This is a genomic window from Chthoniobacter flavus Ellin428, assembly GCF_000173075.1.
GTDB classification, from domain to species: Bacteria; Verrucomicrobiota; Verrucomicrobiia; order Chthoniobacterales; family Chthoniobacteraceae; genus Chthoniobacter; species Chthoniobacter flavus.
Genome location: NZ_ABVL01000002.1, coordinates 248,349 through 272,137, shown reverse-complemented (window position 1 = coordinate 272,137; position 23,789 = coordinate 248,349). Strand labels below are relative to the sequence as shown.

Annotated in this window: 23 protein-coding genes and 1 pseudogene; 14 read left to right on the top strand and 10 right to left on the bottom strand. The window is 60.7% G+C overall.

From position 1 onward, the window contains the following. The first annotated feature begins 59 nt into the window (after window positions 1–59). From CFE428DRAFT_RS04020 to CFE428DRAFT_RS04005, 4 genes are read left to right on the top strand one after another with little or no spacing between them, the layout of a single operon-like run. Window positions 60–2,168 (top strand): sodium-translocating pyrophosphatase, encoded by a 2,109-nt coding sequence (locus tag CFE428DRAFT_RS04020; protein WP_006978163.1) that lies wholly within the window; start codon window positions 60–62, stop codon window positions 2,166–2,168. A gap of 30 nt (window positions 2,169–2,198) precedes the next feature. Further along, window positions 2,199–3,425, top strand: coding sequence for a glycogen synthase (glgA, locus tag CFE428DRAFT_RS04015; RefSeq protein ID WP_006978162.1), 1,227 nt, complete (start codon window positions 2,199–2,201; stop codon window positions 3,423–3,425). A gap of 56 nt (window positions 3,426–3,481) precedes the next feature. Continuing rightward, on the top strand, window positions 3,482–4,042 hold the full coding sequence (locus tag CFE428DRAFT_RS04010; protein WP_006978161.1) for a Uma2 family endonuclease: 561 nt from the start codon (window positions 3,482–3,484) through the stop codon (window positions 4,040–4,042). A gap of 53 nt (window positions 4,043–4,095) precedes the next feature. Beyond that, a complete protein-coding gene (locus CFE428DRAFT_RS04005; RefSeq protein WP_042724362.1) occupies window positions 4,096–4,554 on the top strand; it encodes a hypothetical protein in 459 nt (152 codons plus the stop codon). 49 nt (window positions 4,555–4,603) lie between these two features. Here CFE428DRAFT_RS04005 and trpA read toward each other — a convergent pair whose 3' ends face one another. Further along, window positions 4,604–5,404: a tryptophan synthase subunit alpha gene (gene trpA / locus CFE428DRAFT_RS04000; protein ID WP_006978159.1), complete on the bottom strand. Its 801-nt coding sequence runs from the start codon at window positions 5,402–5,404 to the stop codon at window positions 4,604–4,606. Window positions 5,405–5,575: 171 nt separating this feature from the next. On the opposite strand from trpA, the gene CFE428DRAFT_RS03995 reads away from it, so the two are divergent. Together CFE428DRAFT_RS03995 and CFE428DRAFT_RS03990 are read left to right on the top strand one after the other, a co-directional pair. Next, on the top strand, window positions 5,576–5,824 hold the full coding sequence (locus CFE428DRAFT_RS03995; RefSeq protein WP_006978158.1) for a hypothetical protein: 249 nt from the start codon (window positions 5,576–5,578) through the stop codon (window positions 5,822–5,824). A 12-nt stretch (window positions 5,825–5,836) separates the two neighbouring features. Continuing rightward, entirely contained in the window at window positions 5,837–6,232 is a 396-nt protein-coding gene (locus CFE428DRAFT_RS03990) for a diacylglycerol kinase family protein (protein ID WP_006978157.1), read from the top strand. Here CFE428DRAFT_RS03990 and CFE428DRAFT_RS03985 read toward each other — a convergent pair. From CFE428DRAFT_RS03985 to CFE428DRAFT_RS03975, 3 genes and pseudogenes are all read right to left on the bottom strand, one after another. Continuing rightward, the gene (locus CFE428DRAFT_RS03985; protein ID WP_006978156.1) at window positions 6,229–7,302 is read right to left on the bottom strand and encodes an NAD(P)/FAD-dependent oxidoreductase; all 1,074 of its coding nucleotides are present in this window, start codon (window positions 7,300–7,302) and stop codon (window positions 6,229–6,231) included. The genes CFE428DRAFT_RS03990 and CFE428DRAFT_RS03985 overlap by 4 nt on opposite strands. Before the next feature lie 10 nt (window positions 7,303–7,312). After that, a pseudogene (locus CFE428DRAFT_RS03980) lies at window positions 7,313–8,101 on the bottom strand (coproporphyrinogen-III oxidase family protein); the annotation flags it as partial. Window positions 8,102–8,507: 406 nt separating this feature from the next. After that, on the bottom strand, window positions 8,508–9,821 hold the full coding sequence (locus CFE428DRAFT_RS03975; RefSeq protein ID WP_006978154.1) for an L-lactate MFS transporter: 1,314 nt from the start codon (window positions 9,819–9,821) through the stop codon (window positions 8,508–8,510). A gap of 197 nt (window positions 9,822–10,018) precedes the next feature. Between CFE428DRAFT_RS03975 and CFE428DRAFT_RS03970 the strand changes: the two genes are divergently transcribed. Next, window positions 10,019–10,627, top strand: coding sequence for an HAD family hydrolase (locus CFE428DRAFT_RS03970; protein ID WP_006978153.1), 609 nt, complete (start codon window positions 10,019–10,021; stop codon window positions 10,625–10,627). Window positions 10,628–10,720: 93 nt separating this feature from the next. Further along, window positions 10,721–11,281: a Uma2 family endonuclease gene (locus CFE428DRAFT_RS03965; protein WP_083804956.1), complete on the top strand. Its 561-nt coding sequence runs from the start codon at window positions 10,721–10,723 to the stop codon at window positions 11,279–11,281. A 606-nt stretch (window positions 11,282–11,887) separates the two neighbouring features. Here CFE428DRAFT_RS03965 and CFE428DRAFT_RS03955 read toward each other — a convergent pair. Genes CFE428DRAFT_RS03955 through CFE428DRAFT_RS03945 form a run of 3 tightly spaced genes read right to left on the bottom strand, consistent with a single transcriptional unit; the run spans window position 11,888 to window position 13,605 of the window. Next, complete coding sequence (locus CFE428DRAFT_RS03955) at window positions 11,888–12,358, bottom strand: hypothetical protein (protein ID WP_006978151.1); 471 nt, start codon at window positions 12,356–12,358, stop codon at window positions 11,888–11,890. A gap of 6 nt (window positions 12,359–12,364) precedes the next feature. Continuing rightward, complete coding sequence (locus CFE428DRAFT_RS03950; RefSeq protein ID WP_006978150.1) at window positions 12,365–12,796, bottom strand: hypothetical protein; 432 nt, start codon at window positions 12,794–12,796, stop codon at window positions 12,365–12,367. Then, entirely contained in the window at window positions 12,793–13,605 is an 813-nt protein-coding gene (locus CFE428DRAFT_RS03945; RefSeq protein WP_006978149.1) for a hypothetical protein, read from the bottom strand. The genes CFE428DRAFT_RS03950 and CFE428DRAFT_RS03945 overlap by 4 nt, the downstream gene beginning before the upstream one ends. Before the next feature lie 115 nt (window positions 13,606–13,720). Here CFE428DRAFT_RS03945 and purS point away from each other — a divergent pair, with 115 nt between their 5' ends. From purS to purL, 4 genes are all read left to right on the top strand, one after another. Next, the gene (gene purS, locus CFE428DRAFT_RS03940) at window positions 13,721–13,954 is read left to right on the top strand and encodes a phosphoribosylformylglycinamidine synthase subunit PurS (RefSeq protein WP_006978148.1); all 234 of its coding nucleotides are present in this window, start codon (window positions 13,721–13,723) and stop codon (window positions 13,952–13,954) included. A gap of 16 nt (window positions 13,955–13,970) precedes the next feature. Further along, window positions 13,971–14,165 (top strand): YqaE/Pmp3 family membrane protein, encoded by a 195-nt coding sequence (locus tag CFE428DRAFT_RS03935; RefSeq protein WP_006978147.1) that lies wholly within the window; start codon window positions 13,971–13,973, stop codon window positions 14,163–14,165. Window positions 14,166–14,246: 81 nt separating this feature from the next. Next, window positions 14,247–14,987: a phosphoribosylformylglycinamidine synthase subunit PurQ gene (gene purQ / locus CFE428DRAFT_RS03930; RefSeq protein ID WP_006978146.1), complete on the top strand. Its 741-nt coding sequence runs from the start codon at window positions 14,247–14,249 to the stop codon at window positions 14,985–14,987. A gap of 47 nt (window positions 14,988–15,034) precedes the next feature. Beyond that, complete coding sequence (gene purL, locus CFE428DRAFT_RS03925; RefSeq protein WP_006978145.1) at window positions 15,035–17,278, top strand: phosphoribosylformylglycinamidine synthase subunit PurL; 2,244 nt, start codon at window positions 15,035–15,037, stop codon at window positions 17,276–17,278. A gap of 339 nt (window positions 17,279–17,617) precedes the next feature. On the opposite strand, the gene CFE428DRAFT_RS03920 is transcribed toward purL, so the two are convergent. Together CFE428DRAFT_RS03920 and CFE428DRAFT_RS03915 are read right to left on the bottom strand one after the other, a co-directional pair. Then, window positions 17,618–19,357: an ABC transporter ATP-binding protein/permease gene (locus tag CFE428DRAFT_RS03920; RefSeq protein WP_042724360.1), complete on the bottom strand. Its 1,740-nt coding sequence runs from the start codon at window positions 19,355–19,357 to the stop codon at window positions 17,618–17,620. A 99-nt stretch (window positions 19,358–19,456) separates the two neighbouring features. Next, on the bottom strand, window positions 19,457–20,170 hold the full coding sequence (locus tag CFE428DRAFT_RS03915) for a PEP-CTERM sorting domain-containing protein (RefSeq protein ID WP_131989079.1): 714 nt from the start codon (window positions 20,168–20,170) through the stop codon (window positions 19,457–19,459). 237 nt (window positions 20,171–20,407) lie between these two features. Between CFE428DRAFT_RS03915 and CFE428DRAFT_RS03910 the strand changes: the two genes are divergently transcribed. Further along, window positions 20,408–21,676 carry a cupin domain-containing protein gene (locus tag CFE428DRAFT_RS03910; protein ID WP_006978142.1) on the top strand — a complete coding sequence of 423 codons (1,269 nt, stop codon included), beginning with the start codon at window positions 20,408–20,410 and terminating at the stop codon, window positions 21,674–21,676. 167 nt (window positions 21,677–21,843) lie between these two features. Further along, window positions 21,844–22,785, top strand: a complete 942-nt coding sequence (locus CFE428DRAFT_RS03905; RefSeq protein WP_006978141.1) for an alpha/beta hydrolase — start codon at window positions 21,844–21,846, stop codon at window positions 22,783–22,785. A gap of 622 nt (window positions 22,786–23,407) precedes the next feature. Here the strand turns inward: CFE428DRAFT_RS03905 and CFE428DRAFT_RS03900 are convergent. Next, complete coding sequence (locus CFE428DRAFT_RS03900; protein ID WP_006978140.1) at window positions 23,408–23,776, bottom strand: response regulator; 369 nt, start codon at window positions 23,774–23,776, stop codon at window positions 23,408–23,410. Between the last annotated feature and the right edge of the window lie 13 nt (window positions 23,777–23,789).

Sequence of the window (23,789 nt, the reverse complement as noted above, 5' to 3'; positions counted from 1 at the left end):
TTGCCAGATAGGAGAAAGGCCATACACTCCGCGCTCTTTTCCCCCTTACAGAGAGTTTTATGTCTGCCGTTGTCGCCAGCTTTTTCGTTGATTCCGGTCTGACCTTGTCCTTGGTGTGTGCGGTCCTTGGGCTCGGCTTCGCGTTTTTCCTAATCAGGACGATCCTGTCGTCTTCCGCCGGCAATGACCGGATGAAGCAGATCGCCGCTGCGATCGAGGAGGGCGCGAAGGCTTATCTCGGCCGTCAGGTACGCTCGATCGCGATGATCGCCGTGGTGTTGGTCATCCTGCTGGCGATCTTCAAAGATCTGCCGACCGCCGTGGGGTTCCTGCTCGGCGCGGTCTGTTCGCTGACTGCGGGCTTCATCGGCATGCGTATCGCGGTGATGGCCAATGTGCGCACCGCGCAAGGCGCAACGGAGAGCCGCAAAAAGGCGCTGCAGGCGGCCTTCAACGGCGGTGCGGTGACCGGGCTTCTCGTAGTCGGCCTGGCGCTGCTCTCAGTGGGAATTTTCTGGCTGGTGATGAACAAGATCAACCCGGGCAAGGCATTGTCCTCGCTGGTCGGCGTGGCGCTCGGTGCTTCGCTGATCTCGGTCTTCGCGCGGCTCGGCGGCGGCATTTACACCAAGGCGGCGGATGTCGGTGCGGACCTCGTGGGCAAGGTGGAATCGAATCTCGACGAAGACGATCCGCGCAACCCGGCGACAATCGCGGACAACGTGGGCGATAACGTCGGTGACTGCGCGGGCATGGCTGCGGACGTGTTCGAGACCTATGCCGTGTCGCTCATTGGCGCGGTGCTCGTGGGGGCGCTGACCGTGGGCATGGGAGCGCCGGTGATTTATCCGTTTGTCCTCGGCGGTCTGGCGATCATCGCTTCGATTATCGGGATCGTTTACGTGAACATGACCACCGCCAAACCGGCAGCGGCGCTGATGCGTGGCGTGCTCCTGAGCGCGGTGGTTTCGGCGGTGGCGTTCTGGCCGGTGACGCAGTCGATGTTCGGCGAGGGCTTGCACGTGCGCGATGTCATGAGCGGCCTGGAGATGAGCTATTCGGCGCTCGGCATTTATCTCGCGGCCATCGTCGGCCTGGTGATGACCGGTGCGGCGGTGTTGATCACCAACTACTACACGTCCACCGAATACCAGCCCGTGCGGAAGATCGCGGAAGCCAGCATCACCGGTCACGCGACGAATATCATCGCCGGCCTCGCGGTGGGCCAGCAGGCCACGGCGTTGCCGGTGCTCTGCATCGGTGCTTCGATCTGGCTGAGCTACCACTTTGCGGGTCTCTACGGGATCGCGGTCGCGGTCATGGCCATGTTGGCCATGGCGGGGATCATCATCTCGCTCGATGCTTTCGGGCCGATTACCGACAACGCCGGTGGCATTGCCGTGATGAGCGGCTTGCCGAAGGAAGTGCGCGCGATCACCGATGAACTCGACGCCGTCGGCAACACGATGAAGGCTGTGACCAAGGGCTATGCCATCGCCAGCGCCGGTCTGGCGGCGATCGTGCTGTTCGGCTCCTACTTCGTGGATCTCAAGCATCACCTCATCGAGGTGCGGCATATCGCGGAGACCGACTTGAATACCATGCTCGAGTTTTCGCTCAAGGATCCGAAGGTCATTATCGGGCTCTTCATCGGCGGTTTGCTGCCGTATCTTTTCTCGGCGTTTTCGATGAATGCCGTGGGCCGCGCCGCGGGTGCAGTCGTCACCGAGGTGCGCCGTCAGTTGGCCGCGCGTCCAGGCATTTTGAAAGGCGAAGACACACCGGAATACGGAGCCTGCGTGGATATCGTGACCAAGGCAGCGTTGCGCGAGATGATCATTCCCGCGCTCTTGCCAGTGCTTGTGGTGGTGCTGGTCGCGGCGATTCCCGCGCTCGGCATGGTGGTGCTCGGCGGGGTGCTTGTCGGTTCCATCGTCACGGGTTTGTTCATGGGTATTTCCATGACCAGCTCCGGCGGAGCCTGGGACAACGCGAAGAAATACATCGAGGAAGGCCACCACGGCGGTAAAGGCAGTGAGGCTCACAAAGCCAGCGTGACCGGCGATACTGTGGGTGATCCCTACAAGGATACGAGCGGTCCGGCGATTAATCCGATGATCAAGGTTGTCAATATCGTCGCGATCCTCATTATCCCGATCCTTTTTTAAAGCGCCGCACCCGTGGCGCATTCCTGCTCCATGAAGACGCTTTTCCTGACCAACGAATATCCGCCCACCATCTACGGAGGCGCGGGGGTGCATGTCGAATATCTCTCCCGCGAGCTGGCCAGGCTCATGGAGGTGGAGGTGCGCTGTTATGGCAAAGAGCACCGCGAGGCGCGCATCGACACACCTTCGCTGAAGGCCACCGGCTTCGGTCTCGATGCCTCGCATTACACCGCGCCGAAACAGCTCCATTCGGTCTTCGGCGCCGTCCAGCGCGGGCTCGATTGGAACACGATGAACATCGATGCCGACATCGTGCACCTGCACACGTGGTACACCCACATGGCAGGCATCATGGCGAAGCTGAACTACGGTATCCCGATGGTGCTCACGGTGCATTCGCTCGAGCCGCTGCGCCCGTGGAAGCGCGAGCAGCTCGGCGGCGGTTACGATTTCTCCTGCTGGGTGGAAAAGACAGCGCTGGAAATGGCGGATGCGGTCATTGCCGTTTCCGCGGAGACCAAGGCGGACATCCTGCGTTTCTTTAACGTTCGCGAGGATCGCATTCACACCATCTACAACGGCATCGACCTCGATGAATATCACAAGGTCGAGACCACCGCGGCGCTGGAGAAATATGGTGTGGATCCCCATCAGCCCTATGTGCTTTTCGTCGGCCGTATCACGCGGCAGAAAGGCATCATCCACCTCGTGCGAGCCATCCAGCATTTCGCGCCCGGCTTCCAGGTCGTCCTTTGCGCGGGCGCCCCGGATACTCCGGAGATCGCCGCGGAAATGAAAGCGGCGGTCGCCGAAGCGCAGGCGAAACGGCCGGGCGTGATCTGGATTGAGCAGATGGTCAGCGTCCCCGAAAAAGTCGAGCTCTACAGCCATGCGGCGGTCTTCTGCTGCCCGTCGATCTATGAGCCCTTTGGCATCATCAATCTCGAAGCCATGGCCTGCGAAACGCCCGTGGTCGCCAGCGCCGTGGGCGGCATCAAGGAAGTCGTCCTGCCCGGCGAAACCGGCTGGCTCGTACCGCTGGCGCAGATGAGCGAGACGCCGTTCGAAGCGCTGCATCCAGAGACTTTCTCCCGCGATCTCGCTGAGCGTATCAATGAGCTCATGGCCAACCCGGAGATGCGCGAAAAGTTTGGCAAAGCCGGCCGCGCCCGCGCCGAAGCGCTCTTTGGTTGGAAAGCCATCGCCCAGCAGGTGCGCGATCTATACGCCAGCTTGCTCGCGAACCGGCGGTCGTGAGCCTCGACCGCCGTCGCCGCTTGCCGATGGGGTAAGCTTATGGCAATCTCGGTCGCATGAGCGTGCTCCATGCGCCTACCTATCGCTTGACAGTGGGAAAATACGAGGAAGTCGGGCGCGCCGGTATTCTCAACGAGCGTGTTCGTGTCGAGTTGCTGAACGGAAAGATCGTCGTTAAGGCGCCCCTCGGTTATCGGCATGCGACGGCGATGAATCGGTTGACGAAGTTTTTCGTCCAGCGAGCAAACGAGCGATTCATCGTTACGCCGGGAAACCCCTTCATTCTCGATGAATGCTCGGAACCGCAGCCGGATCTGTGTCTGGCAGATACGGCGATCGACACTCAAGGTCATCATGCGGGCCCGGAGCAAATCTTCCTCGTGATCGAGGTTTCCGACAGCACGGTGGCCTACGACCGCAAGGACAAAGGACCGGCTTACGCTCGCAATCACGTGGGCGAATACTGGCTGCTCAATCTGGCCGATAACGCACTCGAAGTTTTCCGTTCGCCTGGCGTGGATGGCTATCGCGAGAGCCTGGTTTTAAGTGCTGACGAAAAAGTCGCGCCGCTTTCATTTCCCGATCTGACGCTTCGCGTCGGCGATTTTCTGCCGTGATAGCTGGGAATTTCGGTGGACTGTGCTATGGGAGAGGAATGTCGTCCCCAAGAATGAGTCGCTTCGCTTTTCTCCTCGGCGCTTTGCTGCTTCCGGCGCCTCTGATGCAGGCGCAACCGGAGGGCGCTGTTTCCGTGGTCAAGCATGAGGGAATCATGGTCACTGATCTGAAGCAGCCCGAGTTTTTCATCTTCCAAAGTGGCACCAGGGAAGAGCATTTCGACGGCTCGGAAGCGACCATGATCGCTCAGGGTGGGATTGAGGTCGGTGAACCCATTACCGGGCTGCACTATCTGCGGCCGCGCCTGTCCGTGGATGGACCGGCTTGGAACGAAGCGGACAGAAAGCTGCTGGACGCGCAATTCCACGGCGCGGGCACGGGGAATTACTATTTGTTCAAGACCATCGAGGGGCAGCTTTTCTTTCTGCCCAAGGAAGGCGAGACCACGGTGGTGCGGATGGACTGGAAGCTCAAAGACGGCCGGACGGTCACCGTCTGGGCGCGGAAGTAGCTCCGGGTCTACATCGAGGTTAACGGCTCCGCGTGACGCGGTGCCACGCTCAAGCGTGAGCCGCTTCGGCCAGAGGCTGGACGAAAGCAGCGAGCTTCGGGACCAGCGTCGGGTCTTTGCCGAACTCGCCGATCTGCTTGACGATGGCGCTACCGACGACCACCGCGTCGGCGTGCTGCGCGACCTGGCGGACGTGATCGGGATTGGAGATGCCGAAGCCGACGGCGATGGGCAGCGAGGTGGTGGCCCGAATGGCCGCTACGCGTTCGGGCAGGGAGCTGGCGATCTCGGTGCGTTCGCCGGTCACGCCTTCCCGCGAGACGTAGTAGATGAAGCCGCTGGCGCCGTTGGTGAGCTGGGCGATGCGCTTCTCCGGGGTGGTTGGGGCGATAAGGCGAATCCGCTTGAGGCTGGTCTGCTGGGAAAGCTCGGCGTTCTGCGCGTCTTCATCGGGCGGCAGATCGAGGATGAGCAGTCCGTCCACGCCGGCTGCCTCGGCGTCGCGGTGAAAGGCCTCGAACCCGTAGCGATAGATCGGGTTCATGTAGGTATAGAGCACGATGGGAAGCTGCGAACGCTCGCGAATCTCCCGCACCGTCTTGAGCACACCGGGGACGGTGGTGCCGGCTTCGAGAGCGCGGCTGGCGGCGAGCTGATTGACGACGCCGTCGGCCAGCGGATCGGAGAAGGGGACGCCCAGTTCGAGAAGATCGACGCCGGCCTTTTCAAACGCCCAGGCAAGTTCGCGCGTCGCGTCGAGATTGGGGTCGCCCGCGGAGATGTAAGCGATGAGCGCTTTCTTTCCCGTGGCGCGAAGATCGGCAAATTTCTGGTCAATTCGATTGGGCATGGCTTGAAAAGGGAGGGACAGGATTAACAAGATTCGGCAGATGAACAGGATTTTTCGCGGGAGTGGCGTTATTCGCGAATCACCTGCGGCGTAGTGCCGCGGACAGCGCACGGAGAATCTTTTTCGCTGGTATCATCGTAAAGTGCAGGTAGCCTCCGGCCCCTGCTAATTATGAAATGGCTTTCCATTATTTCCGTCCTTGCCCTCGCGTTTGTTTTCAATGCCTGCGAAATGCACCCGACGAGCGATTCGCCCGGGGAAGAAGCCAAGGAATTTGGTAAATACGAAAAGGGCGGTGAGGAAAAAGCGGAAGCCAAACCCGCAGCTGAGCCGGCGGCAGCGGCCAAGCCGGAAGCGGCAGCGGCGACTCCTCTGCCGAAGCCGGGTGAAGCTCCGAAGTTTTTCCCGGAAAACAAGTAGCCGATCCCGGCTATGAATACGCCCCCGCCTGCGAACGGATCCGCGTGGCGGCGCTTGTGCCGGAGTTTTGGATGGGCCCGGCGGGGTGTCGTCGTTCTCTTGCGCACGCAGGCGAATGCCCGCATTCATGCGGTCGCTGCCGGATGCGCGATCGTCGCCGGATTTGTCCTGGGCATTACCCGGGGCGAATGGTGTGCGGTCGTTGCGGCGATTGGCCTCGTCTTCTCCGTGGAGGGACTCAATACCGCGATTGAATTCGTGGTGGACCTGGCCTCGCCGGAGCTGCATCCGCTTGCCGAAAAGGCCAAGGATGTAGCAGCGGGGGCAGTGTTACTCTCGGCGCTCACGGCAGCGGTGATCGGCCTGCTCGTTTTTGGGCCGCACCTTTTGGCGCTGGTGCAGCGCTAAGCGGTCGAGGCTGACGCTTCACCGGAGGTGGCGGGCGCCACGACCTTGCTCGTCAAAAACTGCAACGCTCGGGGAAAGAGGTGGGCGAATTCCAGGATGCCCGTCGCGAGCCAGGGACGGAGCACGGCGGCACGGGCGAGTTCGTTGACCCAAAGCCGGCCGCGATACAACCGGGCGTGCGCGGCGGCGAAGCCAGGGAGGTCATTCGCCAGCAAATGGCGGGCCGCCAGTTCACCGGAAGCGAGAGCGTAGTAGATGCCTTCGCCAGTGAAGGGTTCGACGATCCGCGCGGCGTCGCCGATGGCTAGAAGACGTTCGTGGACGGTCCCAATCGGAGCGCGGCTGAGCGGTGTGATCGTTCGCCAGGCGGTCTCGGGCGCAATGTCGAATCGAGCCGCGGCCCAGGCTTTCAAATCCGCCAAACGCTCGGGTCGAGCGACCAGGCAGAGGTTGAATTGTTCGTTGCCAATATCGTTCATCCCGCAATATCCGAATGGCAGAAAATGCATGGCCACCCGCTCATGCATGCCGGACGGGATTGGGAGGTGCGCCTGCAGCCCGATCCGATCCTTTGCGGCTGCCGGTAGAAGTCCGAGCAAGCGGGCGACCGTGGAGTTTCGGCCATCCGCGGCAATCAAGTAACGGGCGGAAAATGAGCCGCGGGTGGTTTGCAATTTCCAGCCGCTCTCGAGAGCAGTAAGCGGCGCGTCTTCATGCACTTCCGCGCCCAGTTCACGAGCGCGGTCGAGCAGGACCGCATCGAACAGTCGTCGGGGAATCGCGATTTCTCCACGGTCGGAATCCGGCAAGGGTAGACGCAGGGTCCGCCCTTGCGGACTGACAAAGGCGACTTCCTTGAGTCGGGAATGAGGTTGGGCATGCAGCCGGTCCGTGACGCCGAGTCGATCCAGGATCGGCCAGCACGCTGGATTCACGCAATCGCCGCAAACCTTGTCGCGCGGAAAGCGCGCCTTCTCGATGACCAGCGTGCGCCAACCGGCTTGTGCGCAATGTGCCGCGCAAGTGGAGCCCGCCGGGCCGGCGCCGATGATGGCGACGTCGTATTCCATGTGCCGCGATTTAGACGAAAGCCTCGGCCACGGAATCCGCCATGAGCTTGCCGCGGCGCGTCAGTACGGTGCGATCTCCGCGCTGCTCGAGAAAACCGAGTTCGCGGAACTCCCGCATTTCCTTGCTCCAGCGGTGAAGCGCATCGGTGGCAATGCCTTCGCGCGTGCGCACGGCAAATGCAGCGATCTCCCCAGTGCGCATCGCCGGGGTGAGCTCTTCCGAAAAACCGGTCGTACTTTCTCCCGCGAACACACGCTGCATGTAGGCCGCGGAATCCGGCACATTCTGCCAGCGCTGCAGGCCGACGGTGGAAAATGCGCTCGGCCCAAACCCGAGATAATCGGCGCCGCGCCAGTAGGCGAAATTGTGAGCCGACTCGAAGCCGGGCTTCGCGTAATTGGAAATCTCGTAGTGATCGAAACCGGCGCCGGTGAGGGTATCGATCGTGGTCTCGAACAGGGCGGCGTCGCGCTCGTCATCCTGCCGGAAGGTGCCCAGCTGGAGCTGGCGAAAATATTCGGTGTCTTCCTCGTAGGTGAGGCAATAGGAAGAAACGTGTTCCGGTCGCAACGCGACGGTGCGATCGAGGGTGGCCTGCCATTGCGCGAGCGTCTGGCCGGGCACGGCAAACATCAGGTCGATGTTGATGTTGGAAAACCCCGCCTCGCGCAGGAGGCCAAACGTCTTCTCCGCCTGCGCGGCATCGTGAACGCGACCCAGCGTTTTCAAGAGACCATCGTCCCAGGATTGCACGCCGAGGCTGATCCGTGAAACTCCCGCTTCCCGCAAAACACGCGCCTTTGTCCGCTCGAACCGTGGCCGGGTTCACTTCAAAGGTCCATTCGCGCAACTCTCGAAGGTCCAATCGGGCACGCAGGCCACCGAGCAGATACTCGAGTTGCTCACGGGTTAGCGCACTGGGTGTGCCACCGCCGAAATAGATCGTCTCGGGACGGAGTTCATATTTATGCCGACTGCTTCTACTTCACGGAGCAGAGCATCGAGGAAACGGGTGGTTTTGTTTTCCGTACCCGTCTCAACGTAGAAGCAGCAGTACGGACACAGCTTCGGACAAAACGGGATATGGAAGTAAAGATGCCGGATGGCGGACACAGCGCGGCAATATAACCATGAAGGCGCGAAGGGAAACCCTGGACGCCGTTATTTGGCGACAAGCCGGCTGACACAGCTTCGTGGCGCGCGATTAGTCCATCGCAGGATCGACGGCGACTGGCACCTCGCTGGCCGCGGTGACATGGTGCGTGCGGTGCGTCGGCCCGATCAGGAACGTCAATCCGCCGCCGATCAGCAGCAGCACACCGGCGGTGATGAATGACGACTGATAGCTGCCAGCGCTCGATGCGGTGAGCATCTGTTGCACTCGGCTCAGGATAAACCCACCCACGCCCCAAGCGGTGAAGAGAATGCCGTAATTGATGCCGAAGCTCTTCAGGCCCCAGAGATCCTTCGTCATCGACGGAAAGAGGGAAAGGTTGGCGCCGTAGTTGGCGCCGACGAGCGCGGCCAGAATCACGATGACCGCGGCGGGAGAGCTCTTCGACGCGGTGATGGGGATCGCGGCGAACATGAGCGCCGCCTGAAACGCGAGGACGATGAAGAGCGTCCAGCGTCGGCCGATCTTGTCGGAGAGTGTCCCGGCGGTGATGCGGCCACCCGCATTGCCCACGGCCATGATGGCGACGGCCAGGAAGGCCATTTCGCCCATGCTCTTCTTGGCCATGCCGCTGATGCTACTGATGACCATCAAACCGGCACCCGATCCGATGAAGTAGATGAACCACAGCAAGTAGAATAGCGGGCTGCGGAACAGATCCATCGGTGAGGCATTGGCAGCGGCCGGCTTGTTGGCCGATGCCGCACCACTCGCCGGAGCCGCCGAGTATCCCGCGGGCGGATTGACGAGGAATTGCGCCAGTCCGCAGACAATCACGGTGAAGGCGATACCGAAGATGAGCATCGAGCCCTGCAGTTTGTAATGGGTGAGCAGGTATTTCGAAAGGGGAGCCAGATACACCGGCGCGAGACCAAATCCGGATACTACGAGGCCGGCGATCATTCCTGTCTTCGAGGGCGGGAACCACTTGAGGGCCGGCGGTGTGGCTGATGAATAGCCGAAGCCCAGCCCGAGTCCGACGAGCAGGCCGAAGCCAAGCAACCATACGGTGTAGCTGCTGGTGAACGAAATGCAGACCATACCCGCGCCGACGAGCAAGCCACCGATCAAAGCGGTGAGACGGGGCCCGAGCTTGTCCTGGCAGCGTCCCGCGATGATCATCGCGAAGGCAAAGACGAGGCAGCACAGCGCGTAGGGATCGTTGAGTTGATCGGCTTTCCAGCCGGATTGGCCGTTGACGAACTCGCTCTTGATGGCCTCCTTGAACATGCTCCACGTGTAGAGCACGCCGAGCGCGAGATTGATGCCGAGGCCGGCGAAAGTAACCGACCAGCCGCGATGGACAACGGGAGACGGCTCGGGGGAGTTCGTGGAGGGAGTCATGGGCGTCGTCTAGCGCCCTTTTACCCTGTTGTCGAGGCGCGCGTGGTCGGTGAAGATGTGAATTCTTGTTAATGCTTGAGTGTCGCCGACTAACGACGGCCTGAGAGTTCAGCGGCGTCTCAATCGAACAGTGGCCTTACGTTCTGCGCCTCGCGACTTGACACTCTCAGCCGGACACCCGACACAACGCCCCCGCCATGATCCGCGCTTTTCTTTTCGATATCGGTAACGTGTTGCTCAAGTTCGACTTTTCCATTGCCCTGCGGAAGCTCGCGCAGCAGGGGGAGGTGCATGACCCGGTGGAAGTGATGGCCCGGATCGACCAGATCAAGCTGGGCTATGAGGACGGGCAGGTGGATCGCGCGGCGTTCCTGCGGGGGGCGTTCGATGTTCTCCGCTATCGCGGCACGGAGGAAGAATTTGTCGCGGCGTGGGAAGATATCTTCACGGCCAATGAACCCATGGTCGCGCTGGTGGAAAAGCTGCACGGGCGTTTCCCATTGTTTTTGCTCAGCAACACGAGCGACATCCACCGCGAATACGTCTTCCGGCGTTATCCGTTTTTCCACCGATTCACGGCGGGCACGTATAGCTATGAGGCGAAGGCGTCGAAGCCTGGACGGGAGATTTACGAGATCGCCCAACGCCAACTCGGCATTGAACCGGCGAGCACATTCTTCATCGACGACCTACTGCCGAATATCGAAACCGCGCGTTCGCTCGGCTTCAATGCGCACCATTACCACTACGACCGGCACGAGGCACTGCTCCAGCAACTCGCTGGCTTGGATGTCCGAGACATTTGACCATGAGAAGGGAAGGGGATGACGTAGGTGTCATCTCATTCGGTGCGCTCTGAGGTTCTTGCCAGGGCCTCCTTTCGATCATAGGATGTCGTTGTGCAATCGAGCAGCGCCACCGCTTGCAAAATGACGGCAGCGGAATTTTTTTTGCTGCCGGAAGGGCCGCCTTATTTCCAGTTACTCGACGGCGACCTTTATGTGTCCCCGAGTCCGCGTCGCTACCATCAGAAACTCATTCTTCGTCTTGCTGTCCTGTTGCAGACCTACCTCGACCGCACCCTTCTCGGTGAAATCTATGTGGCCCCCAGTGATGTGATTTTCACCGAGGATACGATTCTCAATCCAGACATCTATTACGTCAGCCGAGAACGGATGGGGATATTGACAGATCAGGGGGCTGAAGGCGCCCCCGACCTTGTGGTAGAAGTTCTCTTACCGAGCACGGCGAAGTTGGATTTAGGCCGCAAGCGGGAGGTCTATGCGGAATCCGGCGTGAAAGAAATGTGGGTTGTTTCTCCCAAAACGAGTGCCGTGGAGATTTACCGATTCCCGGAAAATCCCAATGAACCTGTAGCCGTAATTGGTTTCGGCAGCTCTCTGACATCGCCGATTTTTCCAGGCTTGGTGCTCCTGGTTAGCGATCTATTCAAAGATTGATTGGCCGGCTCTTCGGGCTGGAGTTCGCGGCCGCCTTTCATCTCTCGTCGCGCTCCTCGACCGGAAGCGATTAGGGGTGGGGTCGGTGAGAAGGGGACAATGGAACCTGTTTTTGCAATGATTCGAGCAGCTTTTGAGCAGGTGCGGAATAAGCGTCGAAACCACAAATGACCGAACCACCTCCGAATGCTGGGACGACCAATCCCTCACATTCCCAGCATACGGAAGTTTTCAGAATCTCGCGGCCTCTGCTCCGAAAGCGTAAGCCATAGGCAGGGTCGAGGCACATGGACCGATGCTCACCCGTCGGAAGGCTGCGCCAAAGAGATGCAATCTCAGCGGCGGTGGTTCCGCGGACGGTCTGGCGGCCTGCCACACCGTAAGCGTCGGCGTATTCGAATAGATCGGCGCTGTTCGGAGGGGCTTCTCGGCCCAAGGCGCAAATTTCGATTTCGTCCACGTCTTGGAGATGGTGGACGTAATGCGACGCAGCGAAGTCGCGAATGCTACCTTCGAAAAATATTCTGCGGCTTAAAAAGAGGAGAACCGGGAAGAGTAGCCCGAAGCAGAGAACGACGTACCACCGCTTCATGCGCCATACGCCGCCTAACGCGAAATATCCGACTGGCTCAGAATGGTGAACTGCTGCGAGCGGAGCACCGAAACGGCGCACTCATTGTCCTCGACGTGCAGCGCCAGCGCCGGACGGCCACGCGGACGTGTGATGAGGGCGTAGCTGCCGAAGATATTGCACTCCGCGGCGAGCAGCGCGGCGAGCAGGCGGCCGAGTTCCGTGGCGCCTTCCTTGAGCTCCACCACGACGAGGTCGCAGATGGAGAAGGGGATGGCGTGCTCCAGGAAAATCTGCTGCACGCTCTCGGGGTCGCTGACCACGATGCGCACGATCGCCGTATCCGCCGAGTCCTGCACGCTGATGGCGAGGACGTGGATATTGCGTTCGTTGAGCACCTTCACCACGTCGAGCAGGGCGCCGACGCGGTTGGAGAGGAAGATGGAAAACTGCGTGACGCGGGGGCCGCTGAGGCCCTCCGCCGTAGGTTGGGATCCGGATGACATCATCTACTACTTGTAACTGTAGACGAGACAGTAGTCCGACGCAGCACCGTCGACCACTTCTACTTTCACGAAAAAGACGCCGCTGTTATCGGGGGAGAACCCGACGGAGGCCACCGAGGTGTCCTGATAGTCTTCCGTGGCGACGGGCTTGCCCGTTTCGTCGTAGACAGTCACCCGCACCTTTTTGGCGGCGGGAGTCGCGCCGAGGGTGAAGTAATACTGGTTTCCCGCGTAAAGATTTACCTGGAGAAGCTTCGCCTTGCCGGGTTCGAAGCTGCCGGCCCAATAGCCATCGCGAAGCTTGAAGCCGTCGTTGGTAAACGCGCCGGCGATATCGAGGGCGGTGCGGCGTGCCGCGACTTCGCCGTCGGTGGCTGCGCACAAGGCCGTGGTCGCGGTCAGCGAGGCGCAGAGGAGAGTCAGGAACAGGCGTTTCATTTTTGTCTCTTGGAAATATCCTTCAAAGTATCCGCGGCGAGCTTGTTCACCTGCTGCACCTCCTCGGCCGTGGGTGCCTTGTCGAGCGGGAAGGCGATGAGATGTTGCAGATCGCCCATCTTTTTGCGGACGGACTTCACGCTGGAGTCGTCCTTGATCTTATCCGGCAGCTTGTCGAGGCGCTCGTTGAGAAAGGTGACGACTCCTGGTTGGCGGATGAGCTTGCCCCCAGTCGGGGTATAATGGGCCGCGATCTGGCCGCTGACTACCTCCATCCCACGCAGCCAGCCGCCGACAGTAACGAGGGTGACCAAGTCCTGATCCTTGGCTTCGGCCATGGATTGTTTCACTTCATTTTGCGTGGCCTCGAGCTCTTCCTTGAGCTGGTCCCACTGGTTCTTTTCCGCAAAAGCCGTGATGCTGCCGCTGCGTTCGAGCACGTCCTTGCTCACGCCGAGCGACTTGGCGAGGGTCAGGATGTCACGCCCGATATTCTTCACCTGCTGCTGATCCTGAGCCTCGATGGCGATGTAGCCATCAGCAATCAACCCGCCGAGATTCAGCGCCATCTGCGGGCGGCTGGTGTAATTCGTGCCGATGGGAATGCGAAACTTGGAGGACCAGTCGATCTTGCCCAGCTTGTTCAGCGAGGCCATGAATTCGCCGGGCATGGGCATCGAGAGCCCATCGGTGCGCGCGGCGCCAGCCATTTCTTCGGGGGTGAGCGGAGTCGCATCGACGGCAACTGCGGAGACGCATAAACAGACGAATGCGAGACTGCCCGCGAGCGGGCGAAGTTTCCAAAACATAAGGCACGATAAGCAAAGCGCGCAGTGATTGTCACCCGGCAATTTTCTGGAATACATCCGAAAAATTTCCCGTTGGCAGGGACGTGTGGCCTCCCGTAGTGTGCCCCTCCTATTTATGAAAGCCAAAGTCATCGTGTTGCCCAAGCAAAGTGTTCTCGATCCCCAAGGTGTGGCGGTACGCGATGCCATCCATCATCACGGCCTGCCGGCGGTCAAAGCGGCGCGGGTCGGCAAGTTCATTGAACTCGAGCTCGATGGCTCGCAGACCGAAGCGCAACTCCACGAAGTCTGCCGCGATCTGCTCAGCAATCCGGTGATTGAGGATTACAAGCTGGTGGTCGAAGGCTAACCCGCACTGGGCCGCCATGCTCTTTTTCCTCTGTGTCCTGCTTCCGCCCCTGGCGGTGCTGCTCACTGGGCGCATCGGCAGCTTTTTCCTCAGTATCCTGCTCACCATTTTCGGTTTTTGGATTGGCGGAATGATCCACGCGTTCTTCGTGGTGAGCGACTACAAGAACGAACAGCGCATCCGCAAAATCGCCCACGATCTTCGACAGTAAGCTACATCTTCTTCGGCCAAGGCTCCTCGCAAATCCGCCACGGCTCTCCACTCTCAACCCTCAACTCTCCACTTCTTCATTTTGAAAGCTGCCGTCATCCGCTTCCCCGGCTCCAACTGCGACCAGGACTGTGTCCTCGCCCTCTCTGAACTCGGCGTCAAAACCGACTACGTCTGGCACAAGGACACCTCCGTGGCCGGCTACGATCTCGTCGTCCTCCCCGGGGGATTCTCCTATGGCGATTACCTGCGCTGCGGGGCCATTGCGCGCTTTTCGCCGATCATGAAAGCGGTGAAGGAGTACGCTGCGGCGGGTAATCTGTTGCTCGGCATTTGCAACGGCTTCCAGATTCTCTGCGAAGCGGGCCTGCTTCCCGGGGCGCTGATTCGTAATCGCTCGCTGCACTTCGTCTGCCAGCACCAGAATGTGCGTGTGGAGGATATCTCGAATCCCTTCCTGCATCTTTGCCGCACTGGGGCCCGCCTGCGCATCCCGATCGCCCACGGGGAGGGGAGCTACTCGGCGGATGCCGCGACGCTCCTTCAACTGGAGCGGCAAAATCGCATCCTGCTGCGCTATGTGAATAACAACGGCGCGGCGATTGACCTGGCGAACCCGAACGGCTCCGTGGAGAGCATCGCAGGGATCATCAATGAAGGGCGCAATGTCTTCGGCCTCATGCCCCATCCGGAACGCGCCTGCGACCGACGGCTCGGCAGTGACGATGGCCGCATCATTTTCGAATCGATCCTCGCCTCGCTCGGTGCGATCAGCCTGGACGAAGACGCGGCGGCACCCACGACGTCCCGGTCGCTTACCTAAATCTCGCTGGCCTCTTTACCCAAAACTTTTTTCCGAAATCCCTTTCAATGACCGTTGAACCCAAGATCACACCCGAACTCGTCGCCAAACACGGCCTCACGCCGGACGAATACGAGCGCATCAAATCGATCCTGAAGCGGGAGCCGAATTTTACCGAACTCGGCATCTTCTCCGTGATGTGGAGCGAGCACTGCTCGTACAAGAACTCGCGCAAGGAACTGCGCAAGTTCCCCACGACGGGCGATCGCGTGCTGGTGAAGGCTGGTGAGGAAAATGCGGGCGTCATCGATATCGGCGACGGCTGGGCCATCGCCTTCAAGATGGAGAGCCACAATCACCCGAGCGCCGTGGAGCCTTTCCAAGGCGCGGCGACAGGGGTGGGCGGCATCATTCGCGATATCTTCACCATGGGCGCGCGCCCGGTGTTTTCGCTGAATTCGCTGCGCTTCGGGCCGATCACCGGCGATAGCCCAAATGTGAAGACCAACCGCCGCCTCTTTGCGGGCGTGGTGTCCGGCATCTCGCATTACGGCAATTGCATCGGCATCCCGACCATTGGCGGCGAGGTCTATTTCGACGAGAGCTACGATGGCAACCCGCTGGTCAACGTCTTCAACCTTGGCATCCTCAAGCATGAGCAGATCGCGCGTGGCGCGGCCAAGGGTGTCGGCAACCCGGTCTTTTATGTCGGCGCCGAGACAGGCCGTGATGGCCTCGCTGGCGCCGCGTTCGCCTCGCGTGATCTCACCGAGGAATCGAAGGAAGATCGCCCGGCCGTGCAGGTCGGTGATCCTTTCCGCGAGAAGCTGCTGCTGGAAGCCTGCCTCGAACTGCTCGCCACCGATGCGGTGGCCGGCATCCAGGACATGGGCGCGGCGGGCCTCACGTGCTCGACGTGCGAAACGGCCAGCCGCGGCGGCACCGGTGTGGAGATCGATCTCGCCAAGGTTCCGCAGCGCGAGACGGGTATGACGCCTTACGAGACGATGCTCAGCGAGTCGCAGGAGCGTATGCTCATCATCGTCAAGAAGGGCCACGAGAAGACGGTGTGCGATATCTTCGCCAAGTGGGATCTGCCTTACGCCGAAGTCGGCGTGGTGAAAGATGACGGCATGATGCGCGTGCTCAATCACGGTCAGGTGGTCGCGGAGATTCCCGCCCGCCAGCTCGCCGACGAAGCGCCGCTTTACGATCGCGAAGCGAAGGCCGGGGCCACGCCTCCGCAACTCGACCTGGCAAAGCTGGCCGAGGGTGACAATCACGCCGCGCTGCTCTCGCTCCTCGCGCATCCGAGCATCGCCTCGAAGAATTGGGTGTATCGTCAATACGATCATACCGTTCGCGCCGGCACCGTCGTGGTACCTGGTTCCGATTCCGCCGTCTTCCTTGTCCGCGAGGCCAACAAACTCCTCGCCGCGACCAGCGATTGCAACGGTCTCTACTGCGCGCTCGATCCGCGCCAGGGCGCCCGCATTGCCATCGCCGAAGGCGCGCGCAATCTCGCTTGCGCCGGCGCAATGCCGCTCGCCGTCACGGACAACCTCAATTTCGGTAACCCGCACAAGCCGGAGAATTTCTGGCAGCTTCGTGAGAGCGTGGAAGGCCTCGCCGAAGGCTGCCGTGCGTTCGACGTGCCGGTGACGGGTGGCAATGTGAGCCTGTATAACGAGAGCCCGGCCGGGGCAATCGATCCCACGCCGACGGTCGGCATGGTCGGCATCATCGAGGAAGAGCGACACGTGACGTCGTCCTATTTCAAGGCGGCGGGCGATGCGATCATCCTCATCGGCGGTTTCGGTGACGAACTCGGCGCCTCGCACTACCTCAAGGTCGTGCATGGGCAAAAGATCGGTCCAGTGCCGAAGCTCGACTTCGCCAGGGAGCGCGCCACGCACGACGCCCTGCGCGCCCTCATCAAGTCGCGCTTCGTCAAGAGCGCCCACGATCTCAGCGAAGGCGGCCTGGCGGTCGCACTCGCGGAATCGACTCTCGCGCATCCGAACCCGCCGCCGCAGCCGCTCGGCGCGACCATCGAAATCAACGCACCCGGCCTGCGCGTCGATCAGCTCCTTTTCAACGAAACGCAGGGGCGGATCGTGATTACCGCAAAGCCGACAGACGTTGGTCCGATCCTGCTGTTGCTCGAGATGCGTGGCATCCCGGCGCACCGCATCGGCACGGTCGGTGGCGACATGTTCAAGGTCACCGCCAACGGCGCGCATGTCGGCTGGTCCATCGCCGAACTGCGCACCGCGTGGTACGACAGCATCGCGAATGCGATGAACGCGTAACTGGAGGGCCGGCGCTCCGTCGCCGCCCACTTTCTAAAAAGGTGACGTGAGCGTGGGCAGACGGCGCTCCACGCGGAGAATATTTGGGCGCTGATAGAGCCTGAGCATTACCCACATCTTTTCTCGGATTTAGACCAGGGGTAATTCGGCCGTAGCTCACTGGGAGGGGCGACTTCCTAGTCGCCCTCAAAGAGAGGCGCTGCGCGCATCGGTTTTTCGGTCAGCGACTAGGAAGTCGCCGCTCCCAGTGACGCCTTCTCCTTCGACGTCCAAACACCGAGCAAAGATGTGGGTAATGCTTAGGACAGAGCAGCGCCCTCCGGCGCTCCGTGCGGTGCCTTAACTCTTTCGCGCCTCTTTCTCTTTCTTCTTCCCGTTCTTCAAGCTGCTCATCTCGCTGCTGCCGTCTTTGGACAACACCAGCAACGTGTCGTGAAACTCCTTGAGCGTGGAGCGGTGGCCGACGCTGACATACGCGATCCCGGAACCGCCCAAGCGCTCGTAAAGCAGGCGTTCGTTGTCTTCGTCGAGCGCGCTGGTCGCCTCGTCGAGGAACGCGATCGAAGGCTTTTTCAAAAACAACCGGGCGAAGGCGACGCGTTGTTGCTCTCCGAGAGAAAGGACATTGGTCCAATCCACGACCTTGTTCAGGTCGCCGTCGACGCGCGCGTAGATGTCATCGAGATTCACCTTCTCGATCGCCTTGGTGATGGCTTCGTCGTCGGCGTCCTCTTCGCTGAGCGGATACATGAGCTGCGCCCGCAGATTGCCCGGCACCATGTACGGCTTCTGCGGAAGGAACATGAGCCGCTTGTGCGCCGGTCGGTCAATGGCGCCCGTGCCGGATTGCCAGAGGCCGGCGATCGTCCGCAGCAGCGAGCTTTTACCCGAACCGCTTTCGCCCATGATGAGCAAGCTGCCACGGCGTGGGAGTTGAAAGCTAAGATCCCGGGCCAGCACTTTTTCGCCGCCCGGCGTTTGCACCGTCACGTCGTCCAGCTTGAGATGCAGCGCTTCTTCGTTAATTTCGATCTGCGCTTCCTCGGCCTCGCGGGCGTCTTCCTCGTCGAAGGTATCGAGATTGTCCCAGAGATCGCCCAGACGGCGGACGCCGGCGGAGAAAGAACTCAGGTTTTCGATTTGCGCGATGATGATCGAGACCGCAGCGAGGACCTGCGCGAAGGCGCTTTCCGCCTGCGTCACCACGCCGAATTCCACCCGGCCATGGATGTACATCGGCCCGACGATGAGGCTTGGAACGATGAGCGCGAGATAGTTGTAGCTATTGGAGAAGAACCCAAGATTCCGCGTCCAACCGATGATCCAGAGCGTATTCTCCAGCACATCGTTGAACCGTTCGATCAGGTCGCGGTGCTCGCGCTTTTCGCCGCGGTAAAAGGCAATGGATTCGGCATTCTCGCGGACGCGCACGAGGCCGTAACGGAAATTCGCCTCGCGCTGGTATTGATTGAAATACAGGCCGACGAGCCGCTTGCCGAAGAGCATGGAAACGATCGTGCCGACCGTGGCATAGAGCACCAGTACGGCGACGAGTTGCCCGGAGATCGACCAAAGTACGCCGACAAAGGTGATGAGCGTCACGATCGAGTTCACGATCACCAGGAAGAAATTGAGCACCCCGGTGGTGAACGTCCGCACGTCTTCGGAAATACGCTGGTCGGGGTTGTCCACGCTTTCCGAGGCGCGGATGCGGTAGTAGGCCCGGTTGTAAAAGTAGCGCTTGATGAGGTGTTGCGTCATCCAGCGCCGCCAGACGAGCGAGAGGCGCTCCTGTGAGTAACGGTAGAAAACGCCGACCGGAACGGAGATGAAGCACAGGCCGACGAACTTCCAGAGGCCATGAATCCACGCTGTCTGATCGCGTTGCGAGAGTGCGGTCACGAAGTCGCGCATGGCAAAGCTGATGAAATACTGCACCCCGCCAACGGCGATGCAGAGCGCGAGAATGAGCGCAAACCACAGCCGCGCCGGTCGCTTGCTCCCGCCGGTGAAGAAAGCCTTCGCCAGCAACAGGAATTTTTTGGCTAGCCGGAAGTGCGGCTTGTGGAGCGAGGGCATGCCGCGCGGATTAGAGCCATGCTCCCCGGTCGGGCACAAGCAATTCGCAAGACCGCCGGGCAACATGCCGCGGCCGAACCGACGTGCCCGAGTGGCAGCCTAGAGGGCCGTACGGCGGCGACGAAGAGTTACGATGCCCAGTCCGCCGAGGAGCAGGAAAGCGCTCATTGGCTCCGGCACGGTAGAAACGACAAAGCCATTCATGATGCCGCTGCCATCGATGTTGCTGAGCGATTCGACCATGATCACGCCGTTGGCGTCGGAGGTGACGTTGCCCGTCACACTGAACGAATTGTTGTCCGTAGGCAGGGAGCCAGCAACGCTGGTGAAGCTGCCGAGCAGGGTATCGGCGCCGTTGGTGCGATCGTAGAGGCTGAAGTTGCCAGGTTTTGCGCCAAACGACGGCGCGGTCTGGGTATCGTAGCCCCACACCTGGATGGAAAATGTCGTGTCCGGTGCGAACCCGGAAAGCTGCAGAAACAAGCCGGTCCCGGCGCCGGCCGTCGTGACGACGCGGTCAGTGAGCAAGTTCGACTGCGTGAAGCTACCGTTATTCGCCGGCGCGTTGGCCCGCGGGCGTGTATTGATGGCGCCGGTGTCGTTGGCGATATTCGTCGCATCGCTGCCGCCGCCAATCTCGGCGGTAAGGGTGCCGCCGGGAACGGAGACCAGGTCGCTGATCGAGAAAGTCGTGCTGCGCATGCCGGTCCCATCTCCGCCGACGTTCCAGAGTGTGAAAGGGCTTTGGGCAGCCGTTCCCAGATCGATGCTTAGGACGGTGCCGGCGTGAGCAGAGCCAATGGTCGCAAACAAGAGAGCGCTGGCGAAAACGGGAAGGCGAGGTGAACGAAAAATGGCAAAAGGCATGTCGAAGCCGACGCGCGGACGCGAAGGGGCGGGATACGTAGCGGTGCTTGACGGCCAGCGCAAATAATTCTGCACGTGGCGCATTCCTCTACGCCTCTTGAGGCCTTGGGCCTTGACCCGATGCCGAGGGTTTGAAAAAAGAGCAACCCGCATTTTCCCCATCGCCGTTTTCAACCCCATCGCATGAACTCCGTTCTCAACCTTAAAACCGTCAAAAACAAAGTCGCCAAAACCGTGGAAGCCGAGCTGCAGCGCACCGGTGGTCTGCTGCGTCTCGCCCCGTGCTGGGTGCCCCGCAGCTTCCTGCAGCCGGGCAAGCGCCTCAAGCTGCACCCGGACGACCTCTACGCCTACGGCTTGAATCGCGGCGGCATCGATGAGCGCTGGTTCGCCAGCACGACGCCGGCGGCGAATGAAGGCCGCGTGCCGGACGAAGGCCTCAGCTACGTCGTAGTCGGCAAGCAGCGCTTCACCCTCCAGCAGGCGGTGGCGGAATGCGGCGCGACGCTCATCGGCTCGAAGATCTGGGGCAAATACAAGAAGTGGCCGGTGTATTCGAAGTTCTTCGATAACATGGGACCGATCCCGCACCATATGCACCAGTCGGCCAGGCAGGCCGCGCTCGTGGGCCAGGAAGGCAAGCCGGAGTCCTACTACTTCCCGCCGCAGCACAACAACGTCGGGAACAATTTCCCCTATACCTTCATGGGCTTCGAGCCTGGCACGACCAAGGCGCAGGTCCGCAAGTGCCTGGAGAATTGGAACAAGGGTGACAACGGCATCCTCGACCTCTCGAAGGCGTACCGCCTGAAGGTCGGCACCGGCTGGCTCATCGATCCGTGCATCCTCCACGCGCCGGGTTCGCTCTGCACTTACGAGCCGCAGTGGGGCAGCGACGTGTTTGGTATGTATCAGAGCCTGGTCGAAGGCCGCGAAGTGCCGTGGTCGCTCCTCGTGAAGGACATGCCGAAGAAGCATCACAAGGATCTCGATTTCATCGTCGAGCAGCTCGACTGGGACAAGAACGTGGATCCGAAGTTCAAGGATCACCACTACCTCGAGCCGGTCCCGGTGGCGGATACCCGCAAGGAAGGCTTTGTCGATCGCTGGATCGTTTACGGCAAGGTCGACGGCGAACAGCTCTTCACCGCGAAGGAACTGACGGTCGATCCGGGCGCCAAGGCCACGCTCACCGACAAGGGCGCCTACGGTCTCATCTGCGTGCAGGGCCTCGGCAAGATCAACGGCGAGGCGCTGAATTCGCCGAAGCTCATCCGCTTCCACGAACTGACCGAGGACGAATATTTCGTCACCGAAGACGGCGCGAAGGCCGGTGTGACTTTCGAGAACACCAGCGAGACCGAGCCGCTCGTGATCCTGCGCTACTTCGGCCCCGAAGTGAATCCGGACGCCCCGGCGATGGGCGCGTATCGGAAGAACAAGTTCAACTAAGAAAACTCCCCAGCAGCCTTTGGGCTGGCAACTTCGGCCTCGCGAAGCACGCCGGTTGGGCACAGATGGACCCCAATTCCATTTGTGTCTTTCCCGTGAGTCGCGGGGCCTCTTGTTTTCGAGCGATGTTCCTAAGGCCTCTGCGTCGGAGCGCTTGATGGAATTGTATGAAATCCCTCCTGTTCACTTCACTTGCCACCGCGACTTTGGTCTGCGCCTTCACGGCTCCGCTCTCGGCGCAAGCGCCGGCCACGCCTGCCGCCACCCCGGCAAAGCCGAAAGTGCCGTGGAAGCGCATCATGCCCTCGACGCCCGCGGGCTTCACGCTGGTGACCAAGGATGTGGCCGTTTATCCCGAGCACACGGTGACGCTCACCCTCTATGTGCCGGAGAAGGCAGGCAAGTATCCGGCCGTGATGGATATCCATGGTGGAGGCTGGAAGGACCGACAGGTGGAGCAGGACAAACCAATGATGGAGCGTCTCGCTACGCACGGATTCGTGACCGGCATCGTCGCGTATCGGCTTTCCGGAGAGGCCAAATACCCGGCGGCGATCAATGACTGCAAAGCCGCCGTGCGCTACCTGCGCGCCCATGCCGAGGAATTGAAGATCGACCCGGAGCGCATCGGCATTATGGGTGGTTCCGCCGGTGGACATTTGACCGGTCTCATGGCGATGACTAACGGCCTGCCGGAATACGAAGGAGATGGTCCGAATCGCGAACAATCCAGCGCGGTGAAAGCGGCGATCGTGATGGCGGGGTCGCAGGATCTCGTGGCCGCCAACAAGGACAAGAGCAACCCGGGCGCCGTGGCGTTTTTTGGCGCGACCTACCAGGAAAAGCCGGAAATCTATGAGCAAGCTTCGCCGCTGCAGCATGTCCGTGCCGGCGCGCCGCCGACCATTTTCATCGAGGGTGAGCGGGACACTTTGAAGATCGGCCGCGCCGAGATGCAGGAGAAGCTCGGTGCCCTCGGCATCGAGACCGAATTGCACACCTTGAAAGACGCGCCGCATCCGTTCTGGATGAGCCAGCCGTGGTGCGACGAAGTGGTCGACATCGCCTCCGCCTTTTTCAAGAAGCACCTCGGCGAGCCGAAGTTTTAGACGGGTCGGGAAATAGCTGGCCAACCAGGGCCGGTTGTTGCAGACGGAGGGCGTGATATCGGTCACGCCGCTTACTGCCATTTCGCTTTCGTATTACCCCACGTTTGTCGCGGCTGCGGCGGGTGGAAAAGAGATCGTCGCGCTTAATCGATCCGGCGTGGGTGAGTTGATTTCGCAGGATACCAAGGAGCGTCGGCCGCTTAAGACGCCATCGGTAAATGAGGTGTCGATCGATCCCGCGCGAGAGTGCGTGGCCGTGGCGACGGATCAGGCGTTGCTCTTGCTCGACGGCCAAACGGGCGAGGTTTTGTCGACGTCAGATGGGAAATACGATGGATGTCAGTTCTCTCGGATAGCAGCCTCGGTTCCGACCTTTCGTTTTTCCAGCCGATCGATCCGCACACGTTTCTCTCCGTCCACCGGCATCGGCCTGGAGAGCTTACGGAGCAGAGTTCCGAGATCCTGTTCTGGCGACTCGATCCAGCGAGTTATCCTCGGGAGGCGGCGCAGATATCACTTCGCTTCTGATGAAGGTCCGGTAAACAATGCGGGCGAAGCCAGTTGGACCGCTCCGCAACGCCGGTGTGAATATCCAACCGGAATCACGTCGTATGTTTGCGTCCTACGCAGCGAGATGTTCTTCGATGCATCGCTCCAGCATCTCGGGGCTGATTGGCTTGGCCAGAAACGGGAAACCGCCGATTTGTTTGGTTCCCGCGGACGCTTCGCGCGGGGAGACTACCGCGGTCAGGAAGACGATGGGGACGTTTCGCAGCAACCCATCGGCCCGACAGGTGGCGGCCAGATTTCCTCCATCCATTCCTGGCATGATGACATCCATCAGGATCAGGTCTGGGCGGAAGGAGAGCGCCGTTTCGTAAGCACGGGTGGAATCGTTTTCCTCCCGAATTTCATAGCGGTGAAGCACCAGCTTGAGCAGCCGGGTAAAACCCGGCTCGTCGTCTACTACCAGGATACGTATCTTTTTCATGGTTGTTGGGAGT